This window comes from Aeromonas sp. FDAARGOS 1407, assembly GCF_019048725.1.
Taxonomy (GTDB): domain Bacteria; phylum Pseudomonadota; class Gammaproteobacteria; order Enterobacterales; family Aeromonadaceae; genus Aeromonas; species Aeromonas enteropelogenes.
Map to the genome: position 1 here is coordinate 3,240,975 of NZ_CP077399.1, position 23,413 is coordinate 3,264,387.

Annotated in this window: 22 protein-coding genes, 1 pseudogene and 1 other annotated feature; of the genes and pseudogenes, 11 read left to right on the forward strand and 12 right to left on the reverse strand. The window is 59.8% G+C overall.

Translation table 11 applies throughout. The features are described 5' to 3' along the window. Positions 1-6: 6 nt before the first annotated feature. The 3 genes and pseudogenes from I6L37_RS15350 to I6L37_RS15360 all read left to right on the forward strand — a co-directional run bounded on the left by I6L37_RS15350 (position 7) and on the right by I6L37_RS15360 (position 2,893). Entirely contained in the window at positions 7-1,002 is a 996-nt protein-coding gene (locus I6L37_RS15350; protein WP_254203496.1) for a P-loop NTPase fold protein, read from the forward strand. Positions 1,003-1,040: 38 nt separating this feature from the next. Next, positions 1,041-2,074: pseudogene (locus I6L37_RS15355) on the forward strand (IS481 family transposase). 48 nt (positions 2,075-2,122) lie between these two features. Next, the gene (locus I6L37_RS15360) at positions 2,123-2,893 is read left to right on the forward strand and encodes a P-loop NTPase fold protein (protein ID WP_216992297.1); all 771 of its coding nucleotides are present in this window, start codon (positions 2,123-2,125) and stop codon (positions 2,891-2,893) included. Between the two features lie 34 nt (positions 2,894-2,927). Here I6L37_RS15360 and hisIE read toward each other — a convergent pair whose 3' ends face one another. From hisIE to hisG, 8 genes are all read right to left on the reverse strand, one after another. Beyond that, positions 2,928-3,563 (reverse strand): bifunctional phosphoribosyl-AMP cyclohydrolase/phosphoribosyl-ATP diphosphatase HisIE, encoded by a 636-nt coding sequence (hisIE, locus tag I6L37_RS15365; protein ID WP_216992298.1) that lies wholly within the window; start codon positions 3,561-3,563, stop codon positions 2,928-2,930. Further along, positions 3,556-4,329 (reverse strand): imidazole glycerol phosphate synthase subunit HisF, encoded by a 774-nt coding sequence (hisF, locus tag I6L37_RS15370; RefSeq protein ID WP_042069437.1) that lies wholly within the window; start codon positions 4,327-4,329, stop codon positions 3,556-3,558. Before hisF ends, hisIE begins: the two co-directional genes overlap by 8 nt. After that, positions 4,329-5,096, reverse strand: a complete 768-nt coding sequence (gene hisA, locus I6L37_RS15375; RefSeq protein WP_216992299.1) for a 1-(5-phosphoribosyl)-5-[(5-phosphoribosylamino)methylideneamino]imidazole-4-carboxamide isomerase — start codon at positions 5,094-5,096, stop codon at positions 4,329-4,331. The genes hisF and hisA overlap by 1 nt, the downstream gene beginning before the upstream one ends. 5 nt (positions 5,097-5,101) lie before the next feature. Continuing rightward, entirely contained in the window at positions 5,102-5,725 is a 624-nt protein-coding gene (gene hisH / locus I6L37_RS15380; protein WP_216992300.1) for an imidazole glycerol phosphate synthase subunit HisH, read from the reverse strand. Positions 5,726-5,810: 85 nt separating this feature from the next. After that, on the reverse strand, positions 5,811-6,941 hold the full coding sequence (hisB, locus tag I6L37_RS15385) for a bifunctional histidinol-phosphatase/imidazoleglycerol-phosphate dehydratase HisB (protein WP_216992301.1): 1,131 nt from the start codon (positions 6,939-6,941) through the stop codon (positions 5,811-5,813). A gap of 15 nt (positions 6,942-6,956) precedes the next feature. Further along, a complete protein-coding gene (gene hisC, locus I6L37_RS15390; RefSeq protein ID WP_216992302.1) occupies positions 6,957-8,027 on the reverse strand; it encodes a histidinol-phosphate transaminase in 1,071 nt (356 codons plus the stop codon). Beyond that, positions 8,024-9,349, reverse strand: coding sequence for a histidinol dehydrogenase (gene hisD / locus I6L37_RS15395; protein ID WP_216992303.1), 1,326 nt, complete (start codon positions 9,347-9,349; stop codon positions 8,024-8,026). The genes hisC and hisD overlap by 4 nt, the downstream gene beginning before the upstream one ends. A gap of 10 nt (positions 9,350-9,359) precedes the next feature. After that, complete coding sequence (gene hisG / locus I6L37_RS15400) at positions 9,360-10,256, reverse strand: ATP phosphoribosyltransferase (RefSeq protein WP_216992304.1); 897 nt, start codon at positions 10,254-10,256, stop codon at positions 9,360-9,362. 29 nt (positions 10,257-10,285) lie between these two features. Further along, positions 10,286-10,410, reverse strand: a sequence feature (His leader region). A gap of 187 nt (positions 10,411-10,597) precedes the next feature. Between hisG and I6L37_RS15405 the strand changes: the two genes are divergently transcribed. From I6L37_RS15405 to rnd, 7 genes are all read left to right on the forward strand, one after another. Then, positions 10,598-10,840: a hypothetical protein gene (locus I6L37_RS15405; protein WP_026458538.1), complete on the forward strand. Its 243-nt coding sequence runs from the start codon at positions 10,598-10,600 to the stop codon at positions 10,838-10,840. Between the two features lie 67 nt (positions 10,841-10,907). Beyond that, positions 10,908-12,818 carry an ATP-dependent DNA helicase gene (locus I6L37_RS15410; RefSeq protein WP_061477577.1) on the forward strand — a complete coding sequence of 637 codons (1,911 nt, stop codon included), beginning with the start codon at positions 10,908-10,910 and terminating at the stop codon, positions 12,816-12,818. A gap of 191 nt (positions 12,819-13,009) precedes the next feature. Next, entirely contained in the window at positions 13,010-13,711 is a 702-nt protein-coding gene (gene tsaB, locus I6L37_RS15415; RefSeq protein ID WP_216992305.1) for a tRNA (adenosine(37)-N6)-threonylcarbamoyltransferase complex dimerization subunit type 1 TsaB, read from the forward strand. Between the two features lie 119 nt (positions 13,712-13,830). Further along, positions 13,831-14,343 carry a Slp family lipoprotein gene (locus I6L37_RS15420; protein ID WP_216992306.1) on the forward strand — a complete coding sequence of 171 codons (513 nt, stop codon included), beginning with the start codon at positions 13,831-13,833 and terminating at the stop codon, positions 14,341-14,343. Between the two features lie 8 nt (positions 14,344-14,351). Further along, positions 14,352-15,203 (forward strand): alpha/beta fold hydrolase, encoded by an 852-nt coding sequence (locus I6L37_RS15425; protein ID WP_026458054.1) that lies wholly within the window; start codon positions 14,352-14,354, stop codon positions 15,201-15,203. A gap of 198 nt (positions 15,204-15,401) precedes the next feature. After that, a complete protein-coding gene (fadD, locus tag I6L37_RS15430) occupies positions 15,402-17,078 on the forward strand; it encodes a long-chain-fatty-acid--CoA ligase FadD (protein WP_367948800.1) in 1,677 nt (558 codons plus the stop codon). A 98-nt stretch (positions 17,079-17,176) separates the two neighbouring features. Further along, a complete protein-coding gene (rnd, locus tag I6L37_RS15435; protein WP_216992308.1) occupies positions 17,177-18,289 on the forward strand; it encodes a ribonuclease D in 1,113 nt (370 codons plus the stop codon). 231 nt (positions 18,290-18,520) lie between these two features. On the opposite strand, the gene I6L37_RS15440 is transcribed toward rnd, so the two are convergent. Genes I6L37_RS15440 through selD form a run of 3 tightly spaced genes read right to left on the reverse strand, consistent with a single transcriptional unit; the run spans position 18,521 to position 21,350 of the window. Then, a complete protein-coding gene (locus I6L37_RS15440) occupies positions 18,521-19,165 on the reverse strand; it encodes an MBL fold metallo-hydrolase (protein WP_216992309.1) in 645 nt (214 codons plus the stop codon). A gap of 38 nt (positions 19,166-19,203) precedes the next feature. After that, positions 19,204-20,316, reverse strand: a complete 1,113-nt coding sequence (mnmH, locus tag I6L37_RS15445; protein ID WP_216992310.1) for a tRNA 2-selenouridine(34) synthase MnmH — start codon at positions 20,314-20,316, stop codon at positions 19,204-19,206. After that, positions 20,313-21,350 carry a selenide, water dikinase SelD gene (gene selD / locus I6L37_RS15450; RefSeq protein WP_042026265.1) on the reverse strand — a complete coding sequence of 346 codons (1,038 nt, stop codon included), beginning with the start codon at positions 21,348-21,350 and terminating at the stop codon, positions 20,313-20,315. The genes mnmH and selD overlap by 4 nt, the downstream gene beginning before the upstream one ends. Before the next feature lie 318 nt (positions 21,351-21,668). Here selD and I6L37_RS15455 point away from each other — a divergent pair, with 318 nt between their 5' ends. Continuing rightward, complete coding sequence (locus I6L37_RS15455; RefSeq protein ID WP_026457447.1) at positions 21,669-22,082, forward strand: GNAT family N-acetyltransferase; 414 nt, start codon at positions 21,669-21,671, stop codon at positions 22,080-22,082. 27 nt (positions 22,083-22,109) lie between these two features. On the opposite strand, the gene I6L37_RS15460 is transcribed toward I6L37_RS15455, so the two are convergent. Next, positions 22,110-23,294 (reverse strand): acyltransferase, encoded by a 1,185-nt coding sequence (locus tag I6L37_RS15460; protein WP_061477572.1) that lies wholly within the window; start codon positions 23,292-23,294, stop codon positions 22,110-22,112. Between the last annotated feature and the right edge of the window lie 119 nt (positions 23,295-23,413).

Consider the following 23,413-nt stretch of genomic DNA (forward strand, 5'->3'; position numbering starts at 1 on the left):
GGTTGGTTGTCACCACGAAGTGGTGAGTCTCTATCGCAAGGCGTATCTGCGGATACGCCTTTTTTATACTTATTGCTGTCCGATCACCCTTTCTACTCCCTTGTCAGTCGGGCAGGCGCGTGCATAAAAGGGTCACAAACAGCGCCTCTATCAAGTTATTTTTCCGCAGGTATTGATATCATTCCCGGCAGTATCTATCGGGAGATCAGTGAGATGACATCGGCGGGGTTTGATTGGAGTGCTTCGGTAATCTGGGAGGGGCCGGGAGCCATCGTGGGCAGTGAAGAGCGCTTGAGTGCCGATCGGCTGGATCGTGCCCGCTATGCCGAGTTTCTGACCAACTACCTCGCTACCGAAGGCAAGCAGCGCAACTATGTGCTCAATCTCAATGCCGAGTGGGGGGCGGGTAAAACCTGGTTTATCAAGCGTTGGTATATGGAGCTGAAACCGCACTATCCCACCGTCTATATCGATGCCTGGCAGCAGGACTTTTCCGATGATCCCTTGCTGACGGTCATTTCGTCGATAATCGATCAGCTAAAAGAGGTTGCAGGGAAAGACAATACAATCCCGGAAGGTATGCGCCAGCGGCTACTAGGATTATTTAAAGTGGGCGGCAAACTGGCGTTGAAAGCGGCCATCAAGAAAGCTGGATTGGAAGAAGACGATTTTTCTCTGGAAGGAGAGGATGCCAATCAGTTGGTTGATGCCCTTTGCAGCAATCAGAAAGAGCGTTATGAATCTATCCAGTATCTCAAAAAAGAAATACGGCAATGGGTTGAGGGGGCTGTTGGTTTAAGTAATGGAGAACTGGATTATCCCGCATTTATTCTGATTGATGAGCTGGATCGTTGTCGCCCTTCTTATGCGGTAGAGATGCTGGAGACCATCAAGCATATCTTCGATATTCCAGGTGTAGTGTTTGTGTTGGCTGTATGGAGATGGTATTCACCTGACAGTTGCCCACAAAAGGGAGTGGTCATACGGCTTCAAACCGGATAACAAAACGGTACCCCTACCGTGTTATCCGGAGTCACCGTATGACCACCAACGAGAAAGTAGCACGTCGCAAACTCAGCCTGCTAGAGCTCGCCAAAGAGCTCAATAACGTCAGCAAAGCCTGCAAGCTCATCGGCTACAGCCGCCAGCAGTTCTACGAAATTCGCCGTAATTACCAGACCTATGGCGCCGAGGGGTTACTCGACAAATTGCCCGGTTGTAAAGGGGCTCATCCCAACCGGGTTGCGCCCGAGATTGAACAGGCCATCCTCGATTACTCCCTCACCAGACCAACCCATGGCCCGCTGCGTGTCGCACAAGAACTGGCTCTGCAAGGTATCAACGTCAGTGCCGGTGGGGCGTGTGGCAACGGCACGACTTGCTCTCCAAGCACGACCGCTTGTTACGCCTCGAGAAAACCCACCGGGAGCAGACCATTGAGCTCAACGACGAGCAAATTCGCCTGTTAGAACGCTTCAGCCCCGAGTTTCGCGAACGCCAGATTGAGGTCCACTACACCGGAGAACTGGTGGCGGTCGACACCTTCTTCGTCGGCGCGCTCAAGGGGGTGGGCAAGGTGTATCTGCAAACCGTGCTGGACTGCTACAGTCGCCACGCCTGGGGACGGCTCTACACCAGCAAGCTGCCGGTGACTTCGGTCCATGTACTCAACGAAACGGTGCTGCCGTTTTTCGAGGCCCACGAGGCACAGGTCTATACCATCCTGTCGGACAATGGGCGCAAGTTCTGCGGGCGCCCTGACCATCATCCCTACGAGCTGTTCCTGCAACTGGAGGGGATTGAGCACCGGACCACCAAGGTACGCAGGCCACAGAGCAACGGCTTTATCGAACGGCTGCATCGAACCTTGTTGGATGAACACTTCCGTATCAAAGGGAGGACAACCTGGTATGAGTCGGTGGAGCAGATACAGACAGACCTGGATCGCTATCTGGATCACTACAACAACCAGCGACCACATCAGGGCAGGATGATGGAGGGTCAGACCCCCTACAGCATGTTCAAAAAGGGTCTGAAATTGATACCGAAGGAAGTGCGCACTAAAGTAGCGTAAACAAGACACCGGTTTGAGGCCGGTGTCAGGTGATAACTAGATCTGTACATGTTGGCAACGGATACAGAACAGTTACAACATGCCATCAAGGTTATTTACGGGGAAGACTTTGATGCTCAATCATATCTAAGTCGCTTTTTTAGAAGACGTTTTTATCTAAAGCAATACCCTAGTAATATTTTTATCCGAGAGCTTATAGAAAAAAATATAGATTTTTATAACTCTAAATCCATCCAGTCTTTCAATAAAACAGATAGTTTAGTATCTCTACTTTCGATGGTAATAGATGCTTTTAACGTTTCAGCGAGAGAAATGGAAAGTTTTATTGACTGCCTTTCTGCCGCATTGAGCTCAGCAAATCAAAACTCAGTTGATATTATATATTTGTCATTTTTATTAGCTCTGCATAACTTTTCTCCAAAAGCCTATGTGGTTTTTCGTGATAGTGGAACTTCTTTGAGTAAAACCCTAATAAGAGTTAATGAGAAGCAAGAAGGTTTACTTTACTTTAAATCAAGGATGCAGGGTCCTATTGAAGTTCCTTTCTTATATATTGACAACAGAGTGGGGATAGAAGTTTTTACGGCTTTTAATAATATGTTTGAATATATTGTTAGCATTCATGATTTACTGTTTGAGTTGGAGGGGTATTCATTAGGAAAATTAGAAAGAAATACTATGCATAATATCCCTGATTTAGTAGTTAGAGGTAATAAAACATACGATAGCGGAGCTAGATACCATAGGCTTATTGAAAGTAAAAAACTTTCACACACTGATTATGTTGATTTAGTCGAATTATCTACCTTGTTACTATGATAGATGGGCTTTACGCCCATCTATCAATATACAGTTATTTATTATGACGCTCATAAAGCCGCTGCACCACATCCTGTAATCCCAGCCCTTCGTTTTGCAGTAGCACGGTCAGGTGATAGAGCAGATCCGCGGATTCGTTGATGAGCTCCTCCCGATCCTTGGCCATGGCGGCCAGGGCCACTTCCACCCCCTCTTCACCTACCTTCTGGGCGATGCGCTTGGTGCCCTTGCCATAGAGGCTGGCGGTGTAGCTGGTGGCAGGATCGGCCCCCTTGCGGGCCGCCAGGATCTGCTCAAGCTCGGCCAAAAAGCCAAGGGGCGGCACTGGGTGACCGTCGAAGCAGGAGGTTGTCCCTTTGTGGCAGGTGGGGCCCACGGGATCGGCGGCGACCAACAGGGAATCCTGATCGCAGTCGGTGCTGATGGCGACGAGTTTCAACACATGGCCCGAACTCTCCCCCTTGGTCCAGAGGCGCTGCTTGCTGCGACTAAAGAAGGTGACCTGGCCGGTCGCCAGGGTTTTGTCCAGGGCTTCCTTCGTCATAAAGCCCTGCATCAGCACTTCGCCACTGGCAGCATGCTGGACGATGGCGGGGATCATGCCGTCGCACTTGGCCCAATCGAGCCGCTCGACCAGCGGCAATGCGTTGTTTACAGCTTGATTATTCACGGATGGCGACTCCTTCGGTTTTCAGCCAGCGTTTCAATTCGGGAATGGGGATAAGCCCCTTGTGGAACACGGAGGCGGCCAGGGCCCCGTCCACGTCGGCGAGGGTGAAGGCATCGCGAAAGTGTTCCATGGCGCCGGCGCCGCCGGAGGCAATCAGCGGCACCTTGCAGACGGCCCGCACCAGCTTGAGCTGCTCGAGATCATAGCCCTGGCGCATGCCATCCTGGTTCATCACGTTCAGCACAATTTCGCCCGCGCCGCGTTTTTGTACCTCCTGCACCCAGTCAAGGGTGTGCCAGGCGGTGGTGCGGGTGCGGCTCTCGTCGCCGGTAAACTGCTTGACCTGATAGTGGCCGGTTTGGGCATCAAAATAGGAGTCGATGCCCACTACCACGCACTGCACGCCAAATCGCTCGGCCAGCCGGGTGATAAGGCGGGGATCCGCCAGGGCCGGGGAGTTGATGGATACCTTGTCGGCACCAAACTCCAGGATCTGGCGGGCATCGTCGACGCTCTTGATGCCGCCGGCGACGCAGAAGGGGATATCGATCACCTCTGCCACCCGGCTCACCCAGCTCTTGTCCACCACCCGGGCATCGCTTGAGGCGGTGATGTCATAAAACACCAGCTCGTCGGCACCTTCCTCGGCGTAGCGGCGGGCCAGCTCGACAATGCCGCCCATCACTTCGTGGTTGCGAAACTGCACGCCCTTGACCACCACGCCATCCTTGACGTCGAGACAGGGGATGATTCGTCTTGCCAGCATCAGTTGCCTCCTGTGGCTGTGGTGGATGCAGCAGGGGTCGCCCAGCAGGCGATGGCGTCGCCCACCGAGAACTTGCCCTCGAGCAGGGCGCGGCCGAGGATGATCCCCTTGACCCCGGAGCCCTTGAGCGCCTCGATGTCCTCGATGCCGCCAATGCCGCCGGAGGCCTGGAAACCAACGCTCGGGTAGCGGGCGCAGAGATCCCGGTAGAGTTCGACGTTGGTGCCGGCCAGGGTGCCGTCACGGCTGATGTCGGTGCAGAGCACGTGCTTGAGCCCGGCAGGCAGAAAACGCTCGATCAACGCCTCTATGGTTACCCCGCTGTTCTCCTGCCAGCCGGCCACCGCAATATGGCGATTGCCTTGGGCATCGATATTGACGTCCAGCGCCAGCACGATGCGCTCGGGGCCGTATTTTTCCATCCAGCTGGCCACCAGATCCGGCGATTTGACGGCGGTGGAGCCGATCACCACCCGGCTGGCACCGGCGGCCAGCAGATCCGCTACATCCTGCTCGCTGCGCACGCCGCCCCCCACCTGCACCGGCGCCTCGGTCGCCGACAGCAGCTGGGCGATGAGGGGGAGCTGGCGCGCCTTGGCATCCTTGGCACCATCCAGATCCACCAGGTGCAGCTGCACCGCCCCCTGGGAGACATATTCATCGAAACGGGCCTGCGGGCTGTCGCTGTAGGCGGTCTTCTGGTCGTAGTCGCCCTGATAGAGCCTCACGACTTGGCCGTTAATCAGATCAATGGCTGGGATAATCATCCTTGTTAAAGCTCCAGAAAGTTTTGCAGTAGGCGGGCACCGGCCGCGCCGGATCGCTCTGGGTGGAATTGGGCGCCGAAGAAGTTGTCACGACCGACGATGGCGGTAAACGGCTGGCCATAGTCGCAGGTGGCGATGGTGGCGCCGGTCACCTCCAGGGCGTAGGAGTGGACGAAATAGAAGTAGCTGCCGCTTGAAATACCCTTGAGCAGAGGGTGGCTCTCATCGTGCTCCACTTGGTTCCAGCCCATATGGGGCAGGCGCAAGTTGCCCACCTCCATCAGCCGGATCTTGCCCGGTACTATGCCGAGGCAGTCGATAAGCCCGCCCTTGTCTTCGTCCTCACTCATGATCTCTTCGGAGGCCTCCGCCAGCATCTGCATGCCGAGGCAAAAGCCCAGCAGCGGCTGTTTGGCGGCGCGAATGAGCGGCACCAGATTGCGCTCGTTGAGGTTCTTCATGGCGGCCACGGCGGTGCCGACCCCGGGCAGGATCAGCTTGTCGGCCGCTTCGATGTCGGCCGCCTCGCGGGAGATCCGAGGCGCCGCGCCGAGGCGCTCGAACGCCATCCTGACCGACGCCAGATTGGCACAGCCAGTATCGATGATGACCAGTTTTTGATTGCTCATAGTGTGTCCCTACCCAAGTCGATTGGCGAGATTCGCACCATCCATGCAGTGTCGATAATAACCAGCTTCTGTTTGCTCACATCCATCACAACACCCCCTTGCTGGAGGGAAGTTCGCTCCCTTCCACCCGGATCGCCTGGCGCAGGGCGCGGCCGAAGCCCTTGAACAGCGCCTCCACCTGGTGGTGGGTGTTGCCGCTGCCGACCTTCATCTGCAATGTGATGGCCATGGCGTCCGAGAGGGAGCGAAAGAAGTGGGGCACCATCTCGGTGGCCATCTCGCCCACGCTGTCGCGGCCAAAACCGCTCGGGCAGTCGAACACGAAGTAGGGACGACCGCTTAAATCCAGCGCGGTGGCGACCTCCTGCTCGGTGAGCGGGGTCTCTTCATCCGCACGCGGGCGGCCATCGATCACCGCCTGTACCTCGTCCATCGCCAGCACGAAGCCGAAGCGGCCGATGCCGCGCTTGTTGCCAAGGGCCTGGCGCAGCACCTGACCGAGCGCGAGGCCGACGTCTTCTACCGTGTGATGATCGTCGATGTGCAAATCGCCGCTCACCTTGAGCTTGAGCCTGAAACCTGCGTGGGTCGCTATCTGATCGAGCATGTGATCAAAAAAGCCAATGCCGGTATCGATCTGGTTGCCGCCGCTCTTGTCTAAATCCACTGCCACCTGGATTCGGGTCTCCTTGGTGTAACGCTCCACCTCGGCAACTCGTCCTTTGGAGAGCAGCTGATCACGAATGGCGAGCCAGTTGTGATCTTGCGGGTGGTAGCGAATACCGCCGATGCCCATGTTCTCGGCGAGCTGCAGATCGGTCTGACGATCGCCAATCACGAAGGAGTTGGCAAAGTCGATGCGACCCGAGGCGAGATACTCCTTCACCAGGCCAAGGTGGGGCTTGCGGCAACTACAACCGTCGGTGGGGAAGTGGGGGCAGATCAGCACTTTTTCCCAGCTCACCCCTTGCGATTCAAAGAGGTGCATCATCAGATCGTGGGGGGGCTGGAAGTTCTCCAGCGGCAGGCTGGCGGTGCCCAGCCCATCCTGGTTGGTCACCATCACCAGCACGTAACCGGCGGCCTGCAGCTCGCACAGCACCGGGATCACCATGGGTTCGAAGCGCAGCTTGGCGAGGCTGTCCACCTGCTTGTCAGTCACCGGCTCTTCAATCAGGGTGCCGTCGCGGTCGATAAACAAAAACGGGGTCTTCATCGCTACATCCTTGTCTTACAAAGTGGGAGAGGGCAGGTCACGCAGCACGGCCAGCACGGCGTCCATCTCGCCCTGATAGCCGATGGTGACGCGAATGCTGTTATCAAGGCCCGGCTTGGTCGAGAAGTCCCGTAAGATGATGCCGGCGGCCTTCATGGCGGCAAACACGCTGGCGCCATCCACAAAGCGCACCAGCACGAAGTTGCCCTTGTCCTCGAACACCTCTTTTACGCACGACAAAGTGGCAAGCTCGGTTTTGAGCTGTGCCTTTTGTTTGTTGAGCTCCAATACCCGCTCTGACATCAGTGCCAGCCCCATGGGGGAGAGGGCCTGAACCGCAATCTGGGCGATGGGCTCCGGGATGGGATAGGGGGCGATCACCTTGGCCAGCATGGCGATCACCTCCGGGCTTGCCAGGGTAAAGCCGCAGCGGATCCCCGCCAGGGCAAAGGCCTTGGAGAGGGTGCGGGTCACCACCAGATTGGGGAAGCGAGCCAGCAGGTCCACCACGGAAGCCTCGGGGCAGAACTCGATATAGGCCTCGTCCACCACCACGATGGCGCGATCCCGGGCCTTCTCCAGCAGGGCGATAAGCCCGTCGCGGCCTACCAGATCCCCGGTGGGGTTGTTGGGGGAGCAGAGGAACACCAGGTTCACGTCACCGAGACGATCGGCGATGGCGGGCCAGTCCGGCTGGCGGCTGGCGGTGAGCGGCTGTTCGACGATGCCCACGCCACAGGTTTCGGCGCTGATGGCGTACATGCCGTAGGTGGGCGGGCAGATGAGGATCTGATCTTCACCCGCTTCGCAGAAGGTGCGGATCAAGAGCTCGATGGCCTCATCGGCGCCGCGGCTCACCAGCACCTGATCCGGATTGACTCCGGCGTAGGCGGCGTAGCCGTTGACCACTTCGGTTGGTTGGGGTTCGGGATAGCGGTTGAGACGGCTCCCCTCGACGGTAAAGGGGTAGGCCTGCGGGGCCTCGTTGGCGTTGAGCCAGACATGACCCTTGCCACCGATGCGACGGGCGGATTGGTAAGGGGTGAGGGCGCGCACCACGCGGCGCGCCAGATTGGCAATGCTCATGACAAATCCTTTTGCTGTGAACCGGTTTGGGCGGCGCCCGCGAGGGCCTGCAATCTCAGAGTGACGGCATTTTTGTGGCCATCGAGCCCCTCGGCCTGGGCGATGCGCTCGACGATGGGGCCAAGGCCGCGGATGCCACTCTCGCTTAGCTCCTGCACCGTGTAGCGGCGCTGGTAGTCCGCCAGTCCCAGGCTGGAGCAGGTGCGGGCATAGCCATAGGTGGGCAGGGTGTGGTTGGTGCCGCTGGCGTAATCCCCGACGGATTCGGGAGTCCATGCCCCGAGGAAGATGGAGCCGGCATTCTCGAGTCGGTCCAGCAGCTCGCGGGGTGCACGGGTCTGCACGATGAGGTGCTCCGGTGCATAGGCGTTGGAGATGGCACACGCTTCATCCAGGTTATCGCAGAGGATCACCAGGCTTGAACCCAGCGCCTTGGCGGCGATGTCGCGGCGAGTCAGTTTGGCCAGTTGGCCCTTGATCTCGGCGCCGATGGCATCGGCCAGCAGGGGCGAGGTGGTCACCAGCACTACCTGGCTGTCCGGGCCGTGCTCGGCCTGAGAGAGCAGATCCGCCGCCACGAAGGCCGGGTTGGCGCTCTCGTCGGCGATCACCAGCACCTCGGAGGGGCCGGCCGGCATGTCGATGGCGGCGCCGCGCCAGTCGCGGGAGACCTGCCCCTTGGCCTCGGTCACGTAGGCGTTGCCCGGGCCGAAGATTTTGTCCACCTCGGGGATAGTCTCGGTGCCATAGGCCATGGCGGCGATGGCCTGGGCGCCGCCGATGGCGAACACTTTCTGCACGCCGCAGGCACGGGCGGCAAACAGGATCTCGTCGCTGGCGGGGGACGGGGTGCAGAGCACCACTTCACGGCAACCGGCCAGGCGGGCCGGAATGGCCAGCATCATCACGGTGGAGGGGAGCGGGGCGCTGCCCCCCGGCACATAGAGGCCGACCCGGCCGATGGGCTGGGTGCGCAGTTCGCACACCACCCCGGGCTGGGTTTCCACCCGCACCACAGGCTGCTGTTGGGCGGCGTGGAAGGCGCGAATATTGGCAATCGCCGCCTCGATGGCGCCTTTGATGTCATCCCCCAAGCGTGCACACGCCGCGTCAATTTCGGCCTCGCTCACCTGCAACTGCTGGCGGGGGGCACGCTCGAAGCGCTGGCTCAACTCGCGTAGAGCTTCATCCCCCCGGCTGCGTACCGAGCCGATGATCTCCCGTACCACGGCGCCGATGTCGGCTTCGTCACTCAGGGCGGGCCGGGTCAGCACGTCGGCCTGCTGGGCGGGGGAGAGGGTCTTCCAGATCAGGGTCTGCATGTGTCCATCCTTATTCCATCATCTTCTCAATGGGCAGCACCAGAATGGAGCTGGCACCCAGGGCCTTGAGCTGTTCCATGGTCTCCCAGAACAGGGTTTCGCTGGAGACGACGTGCAGCGCCACCTGATTGGTCTCGCCCGCCAGCTGCATGATGGTGGGGCGCTCGGCCCCCGGCAGCAGACTGGTGATGGCATCGAGCTTCTCTTTGGGGGCGTGCAGCATGATGTACTTGCTCTCGCGGGCCTGCTGCATCCCCTGAATGCGGGGCAGCAGCTTGTCGATAAGCTTCTGCTTGGCATCAGACAGGGGGTTGGGGGCCTGTACCAGTACCGCCTTGGAGCGGTAGATCACCTCCACCTCTTTCAGGCCGTTAGCCTCCAGGGTCGCGCCGGTGGAGACCAGATCGCAGATGGCGTCGGCCAGGCCAGCGCGCGGCGCCACTTCCACCGAGCCCCCCAGCATCACGCTCTTGAAGGGAATATCTCGTTCGGCGAAGAAGCGACCGAGCAGCCCCGGGTAGGAGGTGGCGATGCGCTTGCCGGCGAGGCTCTCTGGCCCGGTGTAGTTGACGTCGTCCGGCACCGCCAGGGAGAGGCGGCAGCCGCCAAAATCGAGCTGCTTGAGGGTCTTGACCGCAAAGGGCTGTCCCTGGGAGGCGCGGATGAGCTGCACCTCTTCCAGCACGTTCTCGCCAATGATGCCAAGGTCGACCACCCCTTCCATTACCAGCCCCGGGATATCGTCATCACGCACCCGCAGGATGTCGATGGGCATGTTTTCGACATGGGCGATAAGGCGTTGCTCGCGCAGGTTTATCTTGAGGCCGCAGCTCTTGAACAGGGCCTGGGAGTCCTGGCTCAGACGACCGGACTTTTGCATGGCGATACGCAGACGTTGTGTTTCCATTTGCTCGATTTCCTTCTAGTCAAAAACGAAAAAACCCTCGGAAGTGGGTGCTTCCGAGGGTTTATGAATCTTGCGGTCCTTTTGGAAGTCACCAGTTAAGTGTCTTCCAGCAGTCAACCTCCTGAAAGACTATTCGGGATGATGATGGTGGTGATGAGTCTTCAGGGTGGTGAACTGCATGTAATCAATCCTTTACAAATAAGATGTCGTAATTGACGCCTGATTTAAACTACCTGCCTTGACAGAAAAAGCAACCCGAAATTGTGATTTGATCGATTAAAATTGAGAAAACGGTTTTCTGGTCGATAACTAGACAATAACCCCTAGCAGGAGTCGACATCATGCCCAGCCAGGACCTCTTGTTCCCCATCTTGCCCCGGGCGCCCGCCACGCCTGGCAGCGAAGAGATCAAGCGGGAAGTGACCCAGATCAGCCAAAAGCATCAGTTGCGCAAGACCGGCACTGATAACAGCGACTCCCAGCAGCGCCAGCAGCCGTACCCCTCGGCCAAGAGTGATCAGCCAATGCCGGAGGAGGACGATCACAAGCCCGATCCCGAGCATCAGATCGATCTCTTCGTCTGAGCGCAGAATCAGTCCCGCTTTCGCCGCGCTTTTGGCATAATGCCCCCTTTTGCTGCGGGACTCCCTTTTGACCATCCAGACCCTGTTCAAGCCAGACGGCCCTCTGGCCAGCCATATCGACGGTTTCAAAGCCCGCGCTCCGCAACTGGAGATGGCCGAGGCGGTGGCCCGTGCCATCAAGAGTGGTGGCCGTCTGCTGGTGGAGGCGGGGACAGGCACCGGTAAAACCTACGCCTATCTGGTGCCGGCGCTGGAATCCGGCAAGCGGGTGGTGATCAGTACGGGCTCCAAGAACCTGCAGGAGCAGCTCTTCTATCGAGACCTCCCCACTATCACTGAGGCGCTCTCATACACTCCGCCGGTGGCTCTCCTTAAGGGGCGCAGCAATTATCTGTGCATCGAGCGGATGAACCGGCTCTTGAGCGAATCCCATCTGCAAAAGCCCGAGATCCTCAATGATCTGGTCAAGGTGAAGTCCTGGTCCACCGCCACCGACAACGGCGATGTGGGGGATATTCCGGGACTGCAGGAAAACGCCGAGATCCTCGCCCACGTCACCAGCACCAACGACAACTGCCTGGGGCGTGACTGCCCCTATTACGACGATTGCCACCTGGTCATCGCCCGGCGCCGTGCCATGGACGCCCAGGTGGTGGTGATCAACCATCACCTCTTCTTCGCCGATCTGGCGGTGAAAGACACGGGATTTGGCGAGCTGGTGCCCCAAGCGCAAGTCTATGTGTTTGACGAGGCGCACCAGTTGCCCGAGATCGCCACCAACTACTTCGGCAAGTCGGTGGGCAGCCGCACCATCCAGGATCTGGCGCAGGATATCCAGCTCGCCTATCGGGCCGAAGCCCACGACATGGCCCAGCTTGGCAAGGCGGCGGATCGGCTCGCCATCGCCAGCCAGGACTTGCGCCTCGCCTTCGGGGTAGATGGCGGGCGCGGCAATACCCGCGACATGCTGCGCCAGCCCCTCTGGGGACAGGCGCTGGCTCGCCTCAACGATGCTATCGGGCTCTGTTACGAGGTGCTGAAACTGGCGCTTGGGCGGGGCGAGCAGCTGGATCACGCCTTCGAGCGGATCTGCGAGCTGCGCACTCGCCTTGGCGAGGTGCTGGCGGTGAACCAGACCGGTTTTTCCTACTGGTATGACTGCTCGCGGCTGCATTTTTCCCTCAACCTGACCCCGCTTTCGGTGGCCGAGCGTTTCGGGGCCGAGGTGCAAAGGCCCGAAGTGGCCTGGGTGTTCACCTCCGCCACCCTGACGGTTGATCAGCGCTTCGATCACTTCGTGGCCGAGCTGGGCCTGGCCGGCAGCGCCGAGCTGATTCTGGACAGCCCGTTCGATTACGGTGAGCAGGCGCGCCTGTGCGTGCCCCGCTATCTGCCCGAGCCCAACGCCTTTGGTCGGGGCGAACAGTTGGCCAACCTGATGATCCCCCTTATCAACAAGACCCCGGGGGGCTGTTTCTTTCTTTGCACCAGTCATCAGGTGATGCGTCAGGTGGCCGAGGTGCTGCGCCGGGAGATCGGCCGCACCGTGCTGTTGCAGGGGGAGGACAACAAGCAGCGGCTGCTCAAGGAGTTCGTGGAAAATGGCCGCGCCGTGCTGGTGGCTACCAGCAGCTTTTGGGAGGGGATCGACGTGCGAGGGGCTGCGCTCTCCTGTGTTATCATCGACAAGCTGCCGTTTGCCAGCCCCGATGATCCGCTGCTCAAGGCACGGGTCGATGATTGCAAGCTCAAGGGGGGCGATCCCTTTGCCGAACTCCAGCTGCCCAAGGCGGTGATTGCCCTGAAACAGGGGGTGGGGCGGCTTATTCGTGATCGCAGTGATCATGGGGTACTGGTGATCTGTGATCCGCGCATGGTCAACAAGCCCTACGGCGCCACTTTTATCAAGAGTCTGCCCGCCATTCCCCGTACTCGGGAGTTGGCCATGCTGGGGGATTTCTTTGGCGCCAAGGCATGACGCAGCCGAGACGAACTCGTTGTGCTGAGTTGGGCTGAGGCCTCGCGCTCGGGGTATATCCCTTGGGCGCTTGCTGGCAGCGCGTCGGGTCTGCGGGCCCTGTTAGCGTGATTGAACCTGTTTGAACAACAGATCGGCACTGTTTGCCGGTCGGTAATGACATTGACTGAATGTAATCGAGATTGGAACGCATGAACGAGTTGAAGATCCTGGCCGTTGATACCGCCACCGAAGCCTGCTCTGCCGCCTTGCTGGTGGGCGACAAGGTGTTTTCCCGTTGGGAAGAGGCGCCGCGGGATCACACCCGCAAGATTTTGCCCATGGTTCAGGCTCTGTTGGAGGAAGCAGGGATAAGTTTGAGCGAGCTGGATGCCATCGCTTTCGGCCGTGGCCCGGGCTCCTTTACCGGTGTGCGGATCGGCATCGGGGTCGCCCAGGGGCTGGCCTTTGGCGCCGGTGTGCCGCTTATCGGCATCTCCACCCTGGCGGCCATGGCGCAGGGGGCTCATCGTCTGGACGGGGCCGAGCATGTGCTGACCGCCATCGATGCGCGGATGAACGAGGTTTACTTCGGTCACTATGAATGGCGCGATAGTCGCATGCAGTTGGTAGGTGAGGAAGTGGTGAGCGATCCCGCCGCCCTGGTGGCAAGTCGTGGCAAGCTGGCAGGCCGCGTTACCTGCGTCGGCACCGGCTTTGAAACCTATGGTGACACCCTCGCAGGGCTTGCCGACGAGCGGATGGGGAGCAAGGTGCGCTTCCCGGCAGCAGAAGACATGCTGCCCCTGGCACGCACCGCCTGGCTGGCCGGCGAGGCGGTGGCTGTGGAGAAGGCGACCCCGGTTTACTTGCGCGACAAGGTGACCTGGAAGAAGCTGCCGGGTCGCGAGTAAGGGCAGGGTAGGCAATGGCCGTGGCGCCACCCTTGCTACCAATCGATGAACATCCCCTGTCGGCCGGTGCAGTTGACACTGGTCGGCGCGGGAACTGACGATCTGAAAAGGAGAGTGACATGTTCAAGCGTGCGATGGTGATGGGGGCGGCCGTGTTGCTGCTCGGAGCCTGCAGCTCTGTGCCCAAAGAGCTGGCCTATGAGCCTGAAAACCAGCTGGTGGCCTATCAGCCCGCGCTGGCACTGGAGGGCAAGCCTGCCCGCTGGAGCGGGGTGATTGCCGCGGTGCACAACAAGGCGGATCAGAGCGTTATCGAGGTGGTCTATCTGCCGCTCAAATCCAACGGAGTACCGGAGCAGACCGAGCAGAGTCCGGGGCGTTTTTTGGCAGTCATGAAGGGCTTTGTCGATCCGACTCTCTACGCCAAGGGGCGCAGTCTGACGGTGCTGGGGATCACGGACAAGCCGGTGGACGGCCAGATTGGCGAACACAAGTATCGCTTCCCGGTGCTCAAGGTGACGGGCAGCAAGCTGTGGCCGCCGGTCAAGGAGGTGGAGATCCGCTATATGGACCCTTACTTCTACGACCCCTTCTATGATCCCTTCTGGCCGAGACGGCCGCTGCGCCGCTAGAGGTGAACATGATTGACAGCCTGCAGGAGCGTTTTCTCACCTTGGCAGACGGTCGCCGGGTGGCCCTGCTCGACAATGGCCAGCAGAGCAAGCCGCTGCTGGTGGCCCTGCATGGCTGGCTCGACAACAGTGCCAGCTTTCTGCCTCTCGCCCCTCATCTTGATGCTTTTCACCTGATCTGCGTCGATCTGCCGGGGCATGGTCACTCGGATCACAAGCAGACCCCCTATGTCTTCGTCGATTGGCTGGACGATCTCTACCAGATCACCCAGGCTGCTGGCTGGACCAGGTTCACCTTGCTTGGTCACTCCCTCGGGGCGCTGATCGCCTCGGCCTATGCCGGGGTGTTTCCCGAACAGGTGACGCGCCTCATCATGCTGGAGGGATTGGGGCCGCTGAGTCAGCCTGATGAAGAGGTGCCAGCCCAGCTCAAACGCGCCATTGTCAACCGCAGCCGTACCCGCGAGCGTGCCTCCCAGGGTTTTGCGTCCATCGACGATGCGGTGGCCGCCCGCTGCAAGGTGGCGGATATCTCTTCGGCCGCGGCGCGCCTTATCTGCGAGCGCCAGCTGGTTGAGCAAGATGGCCGCTGGTACTGGCGCAGCGACCCCAGATTGCGGGATCTCTCACCCCTTCGCATGAGCGAGGGGCAGGCCAGGGCGCTGATGGGGGCAATCCGCGCGCCCGTGCTTTTCATTCAGGGAGGGCAGGGCTTTGCCAGCCTGCAGGCACAATGGCAGTCGCGCCAGGATGCGTTCAGAGAGATAGAGAGGATTCTGGTGGCGGGAAATCATCATTTTCATATGGAAAATTGTGCCAAGACCGCTGTTTGTATCGAAAATTTCTGCAAAATTCGGTAGAATCAGCGGCTTTCAATAATTTCAGGTTTGTTTTCCCCCTCACACTTTTTCATTGTTAATGTGCTGTTAATTGATGTTGCCCTATGTAAATATGGGCGGCGTTAGAGTATGAGCTTAAAACAGCTGATTGAAATTGCAGTGAACAGGGACGGAGGCAACACAGTGAGCGCACAGGTGCTAGTTATGCAGGAGAAGTTCGTGGAAAAAGTCTGGCTGAAGCGTTATCCGGAAGGGGTTCCGGCCGAGATCAATCCAGACCAATACAGCTCCCTGGTCGATATGTTTGAAGAGTCGGTAAACCAGTTCGCCGACCAGCCCGCCTTCGTCAACATGGGGCAGACCATTACCTACCGCCGACTGGAAGAGCAGTCCCGCGCCTTTGCCGCCTATCTGCAAAACGAGCTCAAGCTGAGCCGTGGCGATCGGGTGGCGGTGATGATGCCGAACCTGCTGCAGTACCCCATCGCCGTGTTCGGCATCCTGCGTGCCGGCATGATAGTGGTCAACGTCAACCCGCTCTACACCCCGCGGGAGCTGGAGCACCAGCTCAATGACTCGGGCGCCAAGGCCATCGTCATCGTCTCCAACTTCGCCCATACTCTGGAAAAAGTGGTCTATGACACCCCGATCAAGCACGTCATCCTGACCCGGATGGGGGACAACCTGGGGCTGGCCAAGGGGACCTTGGTCAACTTCGTGGTGAAATACGTCAAGAAGCTGGTGCCCAAATACAATCTGCCCCACGCCAGCACCATGCGCCAGGCCCTCTCCAAGGGGCGTTACCTGCAGTACATCAAACCCGAGATCAGCAACGACGATCTTGCCTTCCTGCAGTACACCGGCGGCACCACCGGCCTCTCCAAGGGGGCCATGCTGACCCACCGCAACATGATTGCCAACGTCGAGCAGTGCCTCGGCGTTTACGGCCCCATGCTGGAGCGGGGCAAGGAGTTCGTGGTCACCGCGCTGCCGCTCTACCACGTCTTCGCGCTCACCGTGAACTGCCTGCTGTTCATGCGCCTTGGTGGTTACAACCTGCTGATCAGCAACCCGCGCGACATCCCGGGCTTTGTCAAAGAGATCAAGAAGTACCCCTTCACCTGCATCACCGGGGTGAACACCCTGTTCAATGCGCTGGTCAACAACGACGAGTTCCAGGGCATGGATTTTACCAAGCTCAAGCTGACCATCGGCGGCGGCATGGCGGTACAGCGGGCGGTGGCCGAGAAGTGGAAGACGCTGACCGACACTCCGCTGCTGGAAGGTTATGGCCTGACCGAGTGTTCGCCGCTGGTGAGCGTTTGCCCGTATGATCTGAGCGATTACAACGGCTCCATCGGTCTGCCGGTCTGCTCCACCGATATCCGTCTGGTAGATGACAACGGTCAGGTGATCACCGAATTTGGCACGCCGGGCGAGATGCAAGTACGCGGTCCGCAGGTGATGGTCGGTTATTGGCAGCGTCCCGAGGCCACCGCCGAGGTGATGCAGGATGGCTGGCTCTGTACCGGCGACATCGCCGTGTGCGACGAGCAGGGCTTCTTCAAGATCGTCGATCGCAAGAAGGACATGATCCTGGTCTCCGGTTTCAACGTCTACCCGAATGAAATTGAAGACGTGGTGGCGTTGCACCCGAAAGTGCTGGAAGTGGCGGCCGTCGGCGTGCCGCACAAGGTCTCCGGCGAGCTGGTGAAGATCTTCGTGGTCAGGAAAGATGCAAAACTGCAGGAAGACGAGATTATTGCCCACTGCCGCAAACATCTGACTGCCTATAAGGTGCCGAAACTGGTAGAATTTCGCGACGAACTTCCCAAGACCAATGTGGGCAAGATCCTGCGCCGCGTCCTGCGCGACGAAGAGATTGCCAAGCATTAACCGGCGTCGCCAGGCCCTTTGGCCAGGCAGCGCAGTGATGCAAAACCGTGGGACATCCCACGGTTTTTTCTTTTGGCCCTGAAAACTTGCAGGCAAAGATGCACTATCAATTCATTTCACAGCAAGCCGAACTGGAGCAGTATCTCGCTTCTCTGGCCGACGTTCCCCTGGCCATCGATACTGAATTCGTTCGCACCCGCACCTATTACCCTCAACTGGGCCTGTTTCAAATTTACGACGGCAAACAGCTGGCGCTGCTCGATCCGCTCACCCTGGATCTCGCCCCGCTCTGGCGACGGCTTGGTCGGGAAGGGCAGATCGCCATCCTGCATGCCTCTGGCGAGGATCTCGAACTTATCCAGCACGAGGCCGGTCATTTGCCGAACCAGATGCACGATACCCAGCTGGCGGCCGCCTTTCTGGGCTATGGCGTCTCGGTGGGCTTTGGTGCCCTGGTCAATGAATTCCTCGGCGTGGCCCTTGAGAAGGATCAGGCCCGCACCGACTGGCTGGCTCGCCCGCTTACACCGCGTCAGCTCGAATACGCGGCGGCCGATGTCTTCTACCTGATGCCCCTCTACGACAAGGTGATGAGCAAGCTGCGTGAAAGTGGCAAATTCCCCTGGTTCGAGCAGGAGTGCCAGAACCACTCCGCCCGCAAGACCCAGGGCAACGATCCCCGTCAGGCCTATCTCGAGATCGTCAACGCCTGGCAACTGGGTCGCCGCGAGCTGGCGATCCTGCGCGAGCTGGCCGCCTGGCGCCAGCAGGAAGCGGTCCGCCGGGATCTCGCCCTCAACTTCGTGGTCAAAGAGCTGCACCTGTTCAAGGTGGCGGAGCGTCGGCCCGCGTCCCTTCGCGATCTCAACGAGCTGGGCCTCTCGCCCATCGAGATCAAGATCCACGGCAAGCGGATGTTGGATATCGTCGCCAAGGCCCAGCAGAGCGATCCCGACAGCTGGCCCGAGCCCATTCGCCGTCTGGTGGACTTCCCCAAATACAAGGCCGAGCTCAAGCGCATCAAGGCCCTGGTGGACGAGAAGGCCAAGGTTAGCAATATTCCGCCCGAGCTGATCGCCAGCAAGAAGATCATCCACCAGTATTTCACCTGGAGCTGGCGGATGAGCGACGAAGAGCGGACCCGCGCCGACAAGCCCATGCTGCTGCAAGGGTGGCGTCATGAGCTGGTAGGTCATCTGCTGGAGCAGTAAGCCAACGCTTGGCGGCCTGAAAAATCCTCACCCCCGGGTGGGGATTTTTGTTTTCTGCTCTTGAAGGTCGAGTTGAGCTCGTGGTTGACCCGCCCGGATAGCGGCCTCTCTTGGCGGCAGTGGGCAAAGAGCAGTGCAGTGCCGGAAAAGGCGCCAGTTGGCTGTAATTGACAGTGGATAAGGCAGAAGAGAAAGGGAAGAGAGGCAGCGGCCCATGCCGCTGCCTTTTTATTACCAGATAGGCTGGGTCAGGTAGGGGTTGCTCACCTTCTCGCGGCCGAAGGTGGAGCTGGGGCCGTGACCCGGAATGAAGACGATCTCGTCGCCCAGCGGCAGCAGGGTCTCGGTGATCGACTTGATCAAGGTAGCGTGATCCCCGCGCGGAAAGTCAGTACGACCAATGCTGCCGGCAAAGAGCACGTCACCGACCCAGGCGAGCCGCTCGGATTGGCTGAGCAGCACGATATGGCCCGGAGTGTGGCCGGGGCAGAAGTAGACGTCCAGCGCGCACTTGCCCACCTGCACCTTGTCACCCTGTTCGAGCCAGCGGTCGGGAGCGAAGGCGGGGGTATGGGCGAAGCCGAACATCTGGCTCTGCTGGGGCAGCATGTCGAGCCAGAAGGCATCTTCCTGGTGGGGGCCGGTGATGGTGACGCCGGTTCTCTCCCGCAACTCTGCGGCGGCGCCCACGTGATCCAGATGACCGTGGGTCAGCAGGATGTGAGTCAGGGTCAACCCCCGCTTGGCGATGGCGGCCAGCAGTTTGTCCGCTTCACCGCCCGGATCGACAAGGGCCGCCTCATGGGTCTCGTCACACCAGATGAGGGAGCAGTTCTGGGCGAACTGGGTGACCGGGATCACCTCGAATTTCAACATGGGAATTCCTCTTGCAGCGCTTGCTGATAAGGGCCGGATCAGATCGCCTGCCTGGCGTGCTGCTCGGCAAAATAGTCGAGACAGGCCTGCTTGTCGCCCCGAAACACGATGCGCTCCTGCTTGTTGCCAAGCTGGTAGAGATACATGGGGTCGTAGTAGCGGGTCAGCAGCAGGGTGATCCAGGCCAGATGCAGCGAGGTATCACCGCTGCGGCTTTGCTCTTCAAGGGCCGTTTGCATCAGCTGATCCAGCTCGCGGTGGGCCTGATCCCCCAGGCGGCGCTTGAGGCGGGCCAGGGCGTCGGTCAGGTAGGCGGCAAACAGGGGCCAGCCCTCTTCATTGCCATACATGGCCTGATAACGCAGCCAGAGATCGTGCACATAATCCTCGCGGATCTGCTCGGCGCGTTCGTGTTGCGGCACATCCACCACCACCAGCGGTGCCTGGCACATGGTCTCATAGAGGGAGAGCGGCAGGCAGCAGCGACCGATAAGGCGGCTCTCGTCTTCCACCACGAACGCTTGCTCGCCGTGGTGACGACGCTTGAGCAGCTCGATGGCCAGGTTGTTTTCAAAGTTGATGTTGCTGGGCTGGCCCCCCGGCAGTTGGCCAAACGACGACCCCCTGTGGTGGGCATGGCCCTCCAGATCCACCGCCTGGGTCACCTGATCCAGCATATGGGTCTTGCCGGAGCCGGTCATGCCGGTCAGCACGCTCCAGTGACACTCGGCAGAGGCCTTGTCCTGGGTGTCGATCAGGAAGCGGCGCAGCTCCTTGTAGCCTCCGGCGATGCGGGGACGGGTAACCCCTGCATCATGGAGCCACTGTTGTACGGTTTGCGAGCGCAGGCCGCCGCGAAAGCAGTAGAGCAGGGCATCCGGCTGCTGGCGCAACTGCGCCAGCCAGCCTTCGATGCGCTCGGCACGCACCGTTCCCCCCACCAGCTTGTGACCAAGCTCGATGGCGGCGGCCTGACCCTGCTTCTTGTAACAGGTCCCCACCTGGGCACGCTCATCGTCCGTCATCAAGGGCAGGTTGGTGGCACAGGGGAAAGCCCCCTCCTTGAACTCGATAGGGGCGCGCAGGTCAATCAGGGGGATGTCGTCCAGAAAGACCCGGGCGTAGTCGGTGATCAGCGGCAATCCGCTCATTGGATAACCTCGATAAAGCGGTTGCCTTCCAGAGCCTTGATCTCGCCGATGGGCGAGAGGGAGAGGCCAGCGTCACGGGCGATGGCGAGCAGGGCTTCTTCGCTCTCCTTGCCCACGGCTACCAGCAGGCCGCCACTGGTCTGCGGATCGCACAGGATGTTGCGGGTGCGATCGTCCATGGCATCGAGCTTGTGGCCGTAAGAGTCGTGGTTGCGCAGGGTACCGCCCGGCACGCAACCCTCACTCAGGTAGTAATCTACTTCGTCCAGCAGCGGCAGCGCCTTGAAGTCGAGGCGGGCGCTGACCCCTGAGCCTTCGCACATCTCCAGCAGATGACCGGCCAGACCAAAACCGGTCACGTCAGTCATGGCGTGGACCCCCGGCAGCGCGGCGAATTGCTGGCCGATCTTGTTGAGGGTGCACATGGCGTTGGGGGCCAGTTGCTCGTGCTCGGGCTTGAGCTTGCTCTTCTTCTGGGCGGTGGTGAGAATGCCGATGCCAAGGGGCTTGGTCAGATAGAGGGTGTCACCCACCTTGGCGGTGTCGTTCTGCTTGATGGCATCGAGTGGCACGATACCGGTCACCGCCAGGCCGAAGATGGGTTCGGGGGCATCGATGCTGTGGCCGCCGGCCAGTGAAATCCCTGCCTCGTGACACACCTGACGACCGCCGTCGATCACCTGTTGGGCCACTTCGGCGGGCAGGGTGTTGATGGGCCAGCCGAGGATGGCGATGGCGACGATGGGCTTGCCGCCCATGGCGTAGATGTCGCTGATGGCGTTGGTCGCGGCGATGCGGCCAAAGGTGAAGGGATCATCGACGATGGGCATGAAGAAGTCGGTGGTGGAAACAATGCCCTGACCGTTGCCGATATCGACCACGGCCGCGTCATCCTTGCTGCTGTTGCCGACGATAAGGGTCGGATCGTTGAACCCCGGGATCTGGCTCTTGAGAATGGTATCGAGCACCTTGGGAGAGATTTTGCAGCCACAGCCAGCGCCATGGCTGTATTGGGTCAGACGAATGGAAGACATACTTACCCCCTTGCTTGTGCAGGCGCTCCGGTGGGGCGCCTTGATAAACGGGCGGAATGAACCGCAAAAAACGGGTGGCCTTGGCTGCCATCAAAGGCGGCGCCGCAGGCAGTCACGCAGGGCTGCCAAGCCGGACGGGGAAAGGGGGCGACCAGATGCGCCAGCGTAGCCCCGTCAAGGGCCACAGGACGGGGTATTATGCCACAATCGGCCCCGCAGGTTCGAACAGGAATTCATGGCCAAAACGACCAATTGCTGGACAATTGGCCCCGTTATCGGGAGAAATGGGTCATAAACGGCACATTACAAGGAGTTCAGGTGAACACGACACTGCGAGTCAACCATCCCATCACGCCAGAAGCCTTCGTCCAGTTGCTGGCGAAGACCACATTGGGGGCCAGGCGCCCCACGGAGAATTTGTCGACCATTCAGGGCATGCTGGATAACGCCGGTTTGCTGGTAACCGCCTGGCAGGGGGAGGAACTGGTAGGGGTGGCCCGCTCGGTGACCGATTTCTGTTACTGTTGCTATCTCTCTGATCTGGCGGTGGCCGAGGCGGTGCAGGGGCTGGGGATTGGCAAGGCATTGATCCGCGAGACCTTCCTGCAGCTGCAACCGGGCTGCAAGCTGATCCTGCTGGCCGCTCCCCAGGCAGTGGATTACTACCCCCGCCTCGGGTTTGGCCAGCACCCCAGTGCCTGGGTCATGAACAGTCTGGATGAGCTGAACTAACTGGCCTGGCTCTTTTGGAGCAGGCCATCATCCTGCCTGTTCCAATGCCGGTTGGCGCGCCTGACCAACGCGGCGCAGGCGCCGCTGCAGCGGCCGCTCAAAGAGGTGATAGCTCACCGCCGAGAGCGCGATCAACACCGCCAGCATCAACAGGATCGCCACCACTCCCAGCAGTGGATTGGTCTGGGCATACCACCACTCGGTCAATTCTGGCGCCAGGTAGTGGATCAGCTCACAACCGGTCAGCAACACCAAGGCATGGAGCAGATAGATGGAGTAGGAGAGATCCCCCAGCCAGTTGGTGAAGCGGTTGTCGAGCAGGCGTAGCAGCGGGCTTTGGCGCTTCCCTTGAGAGGCGGCAATCCAGATAAGCAGCACGTAGGCGCAGATCAGCAGCAGGGTCAGTTGCGGCGTCATGGTGAACTGCAGCAGCACGAAGGGCAGCAGGAAGGCGATAAGCAGTGGCAGATCCCGTTGCATCATGGGCAAACTCCGCGCTGCCTTGACCCTGGGCAGCAACCAGAGGCCGAGCACGAATTCACTCACTCCACGACCGACCGCCAGTGCCCCGCTGGTGACATCCAGCGTCCCCCGGCTATGCACGATAAAGGCCAGCACCGTCAGGGCAAGCAAGGGGGAGAGGTGACTCCAGCGGCTGCGGGTGACCGCGAGCGGAATGAGCAGCGGGAACAACAGATAGCTTATCCACTCCACGCTCAGGGACCAGGCGGCGAAGTTCCAGGTCAGCCCCTGATCCGTCACTACCTGCAGCAGCAAGAGTGCACTTGGCAGCGCCTCGGCTGGGGTAAAGGGGGAACCAAACGGAGGCATTCCTTCCCACTCCCACATCTTGAACAGGGGGCCGCCGTAGAAGCCCACTCCGTGCTGCGCTTTGTAAAGCTCCCAGCCTACCAGCAGCACCAGGGTCACAACATAGAGGGGGTAGACCCGGGTCAGTCGCAGCCAGAGAAAGCGGCCATAGCTGACGGTGCGGCGGGGGGCGGTGAAGGCCTCACCGTAGACATGGGCCAGCACCAGTCCGCTCAGGATAAAGAAGAGATCGACCCAGAGATAGCCATTCTCGATGAGTTGGGTGACCCCAGCTATCGACTCCATCCACTGGGGAAAGAGCAACAGACGGGCGTGGAACAGCACCACCATCAGGGCAGCGATGCCCCGCAGCGGCGTTAACAGCGGCAATGATTGATTCATGACGTTATCCCTTGTGATGTTCAGCTTGGCCTGACATCGATTTTTGTTGTTGTACCGACCCCTCAGTCCTGATGGGGCAGCTCCCGGACGCAGGATCGCCTCAGGCTGGCTTACGTTAC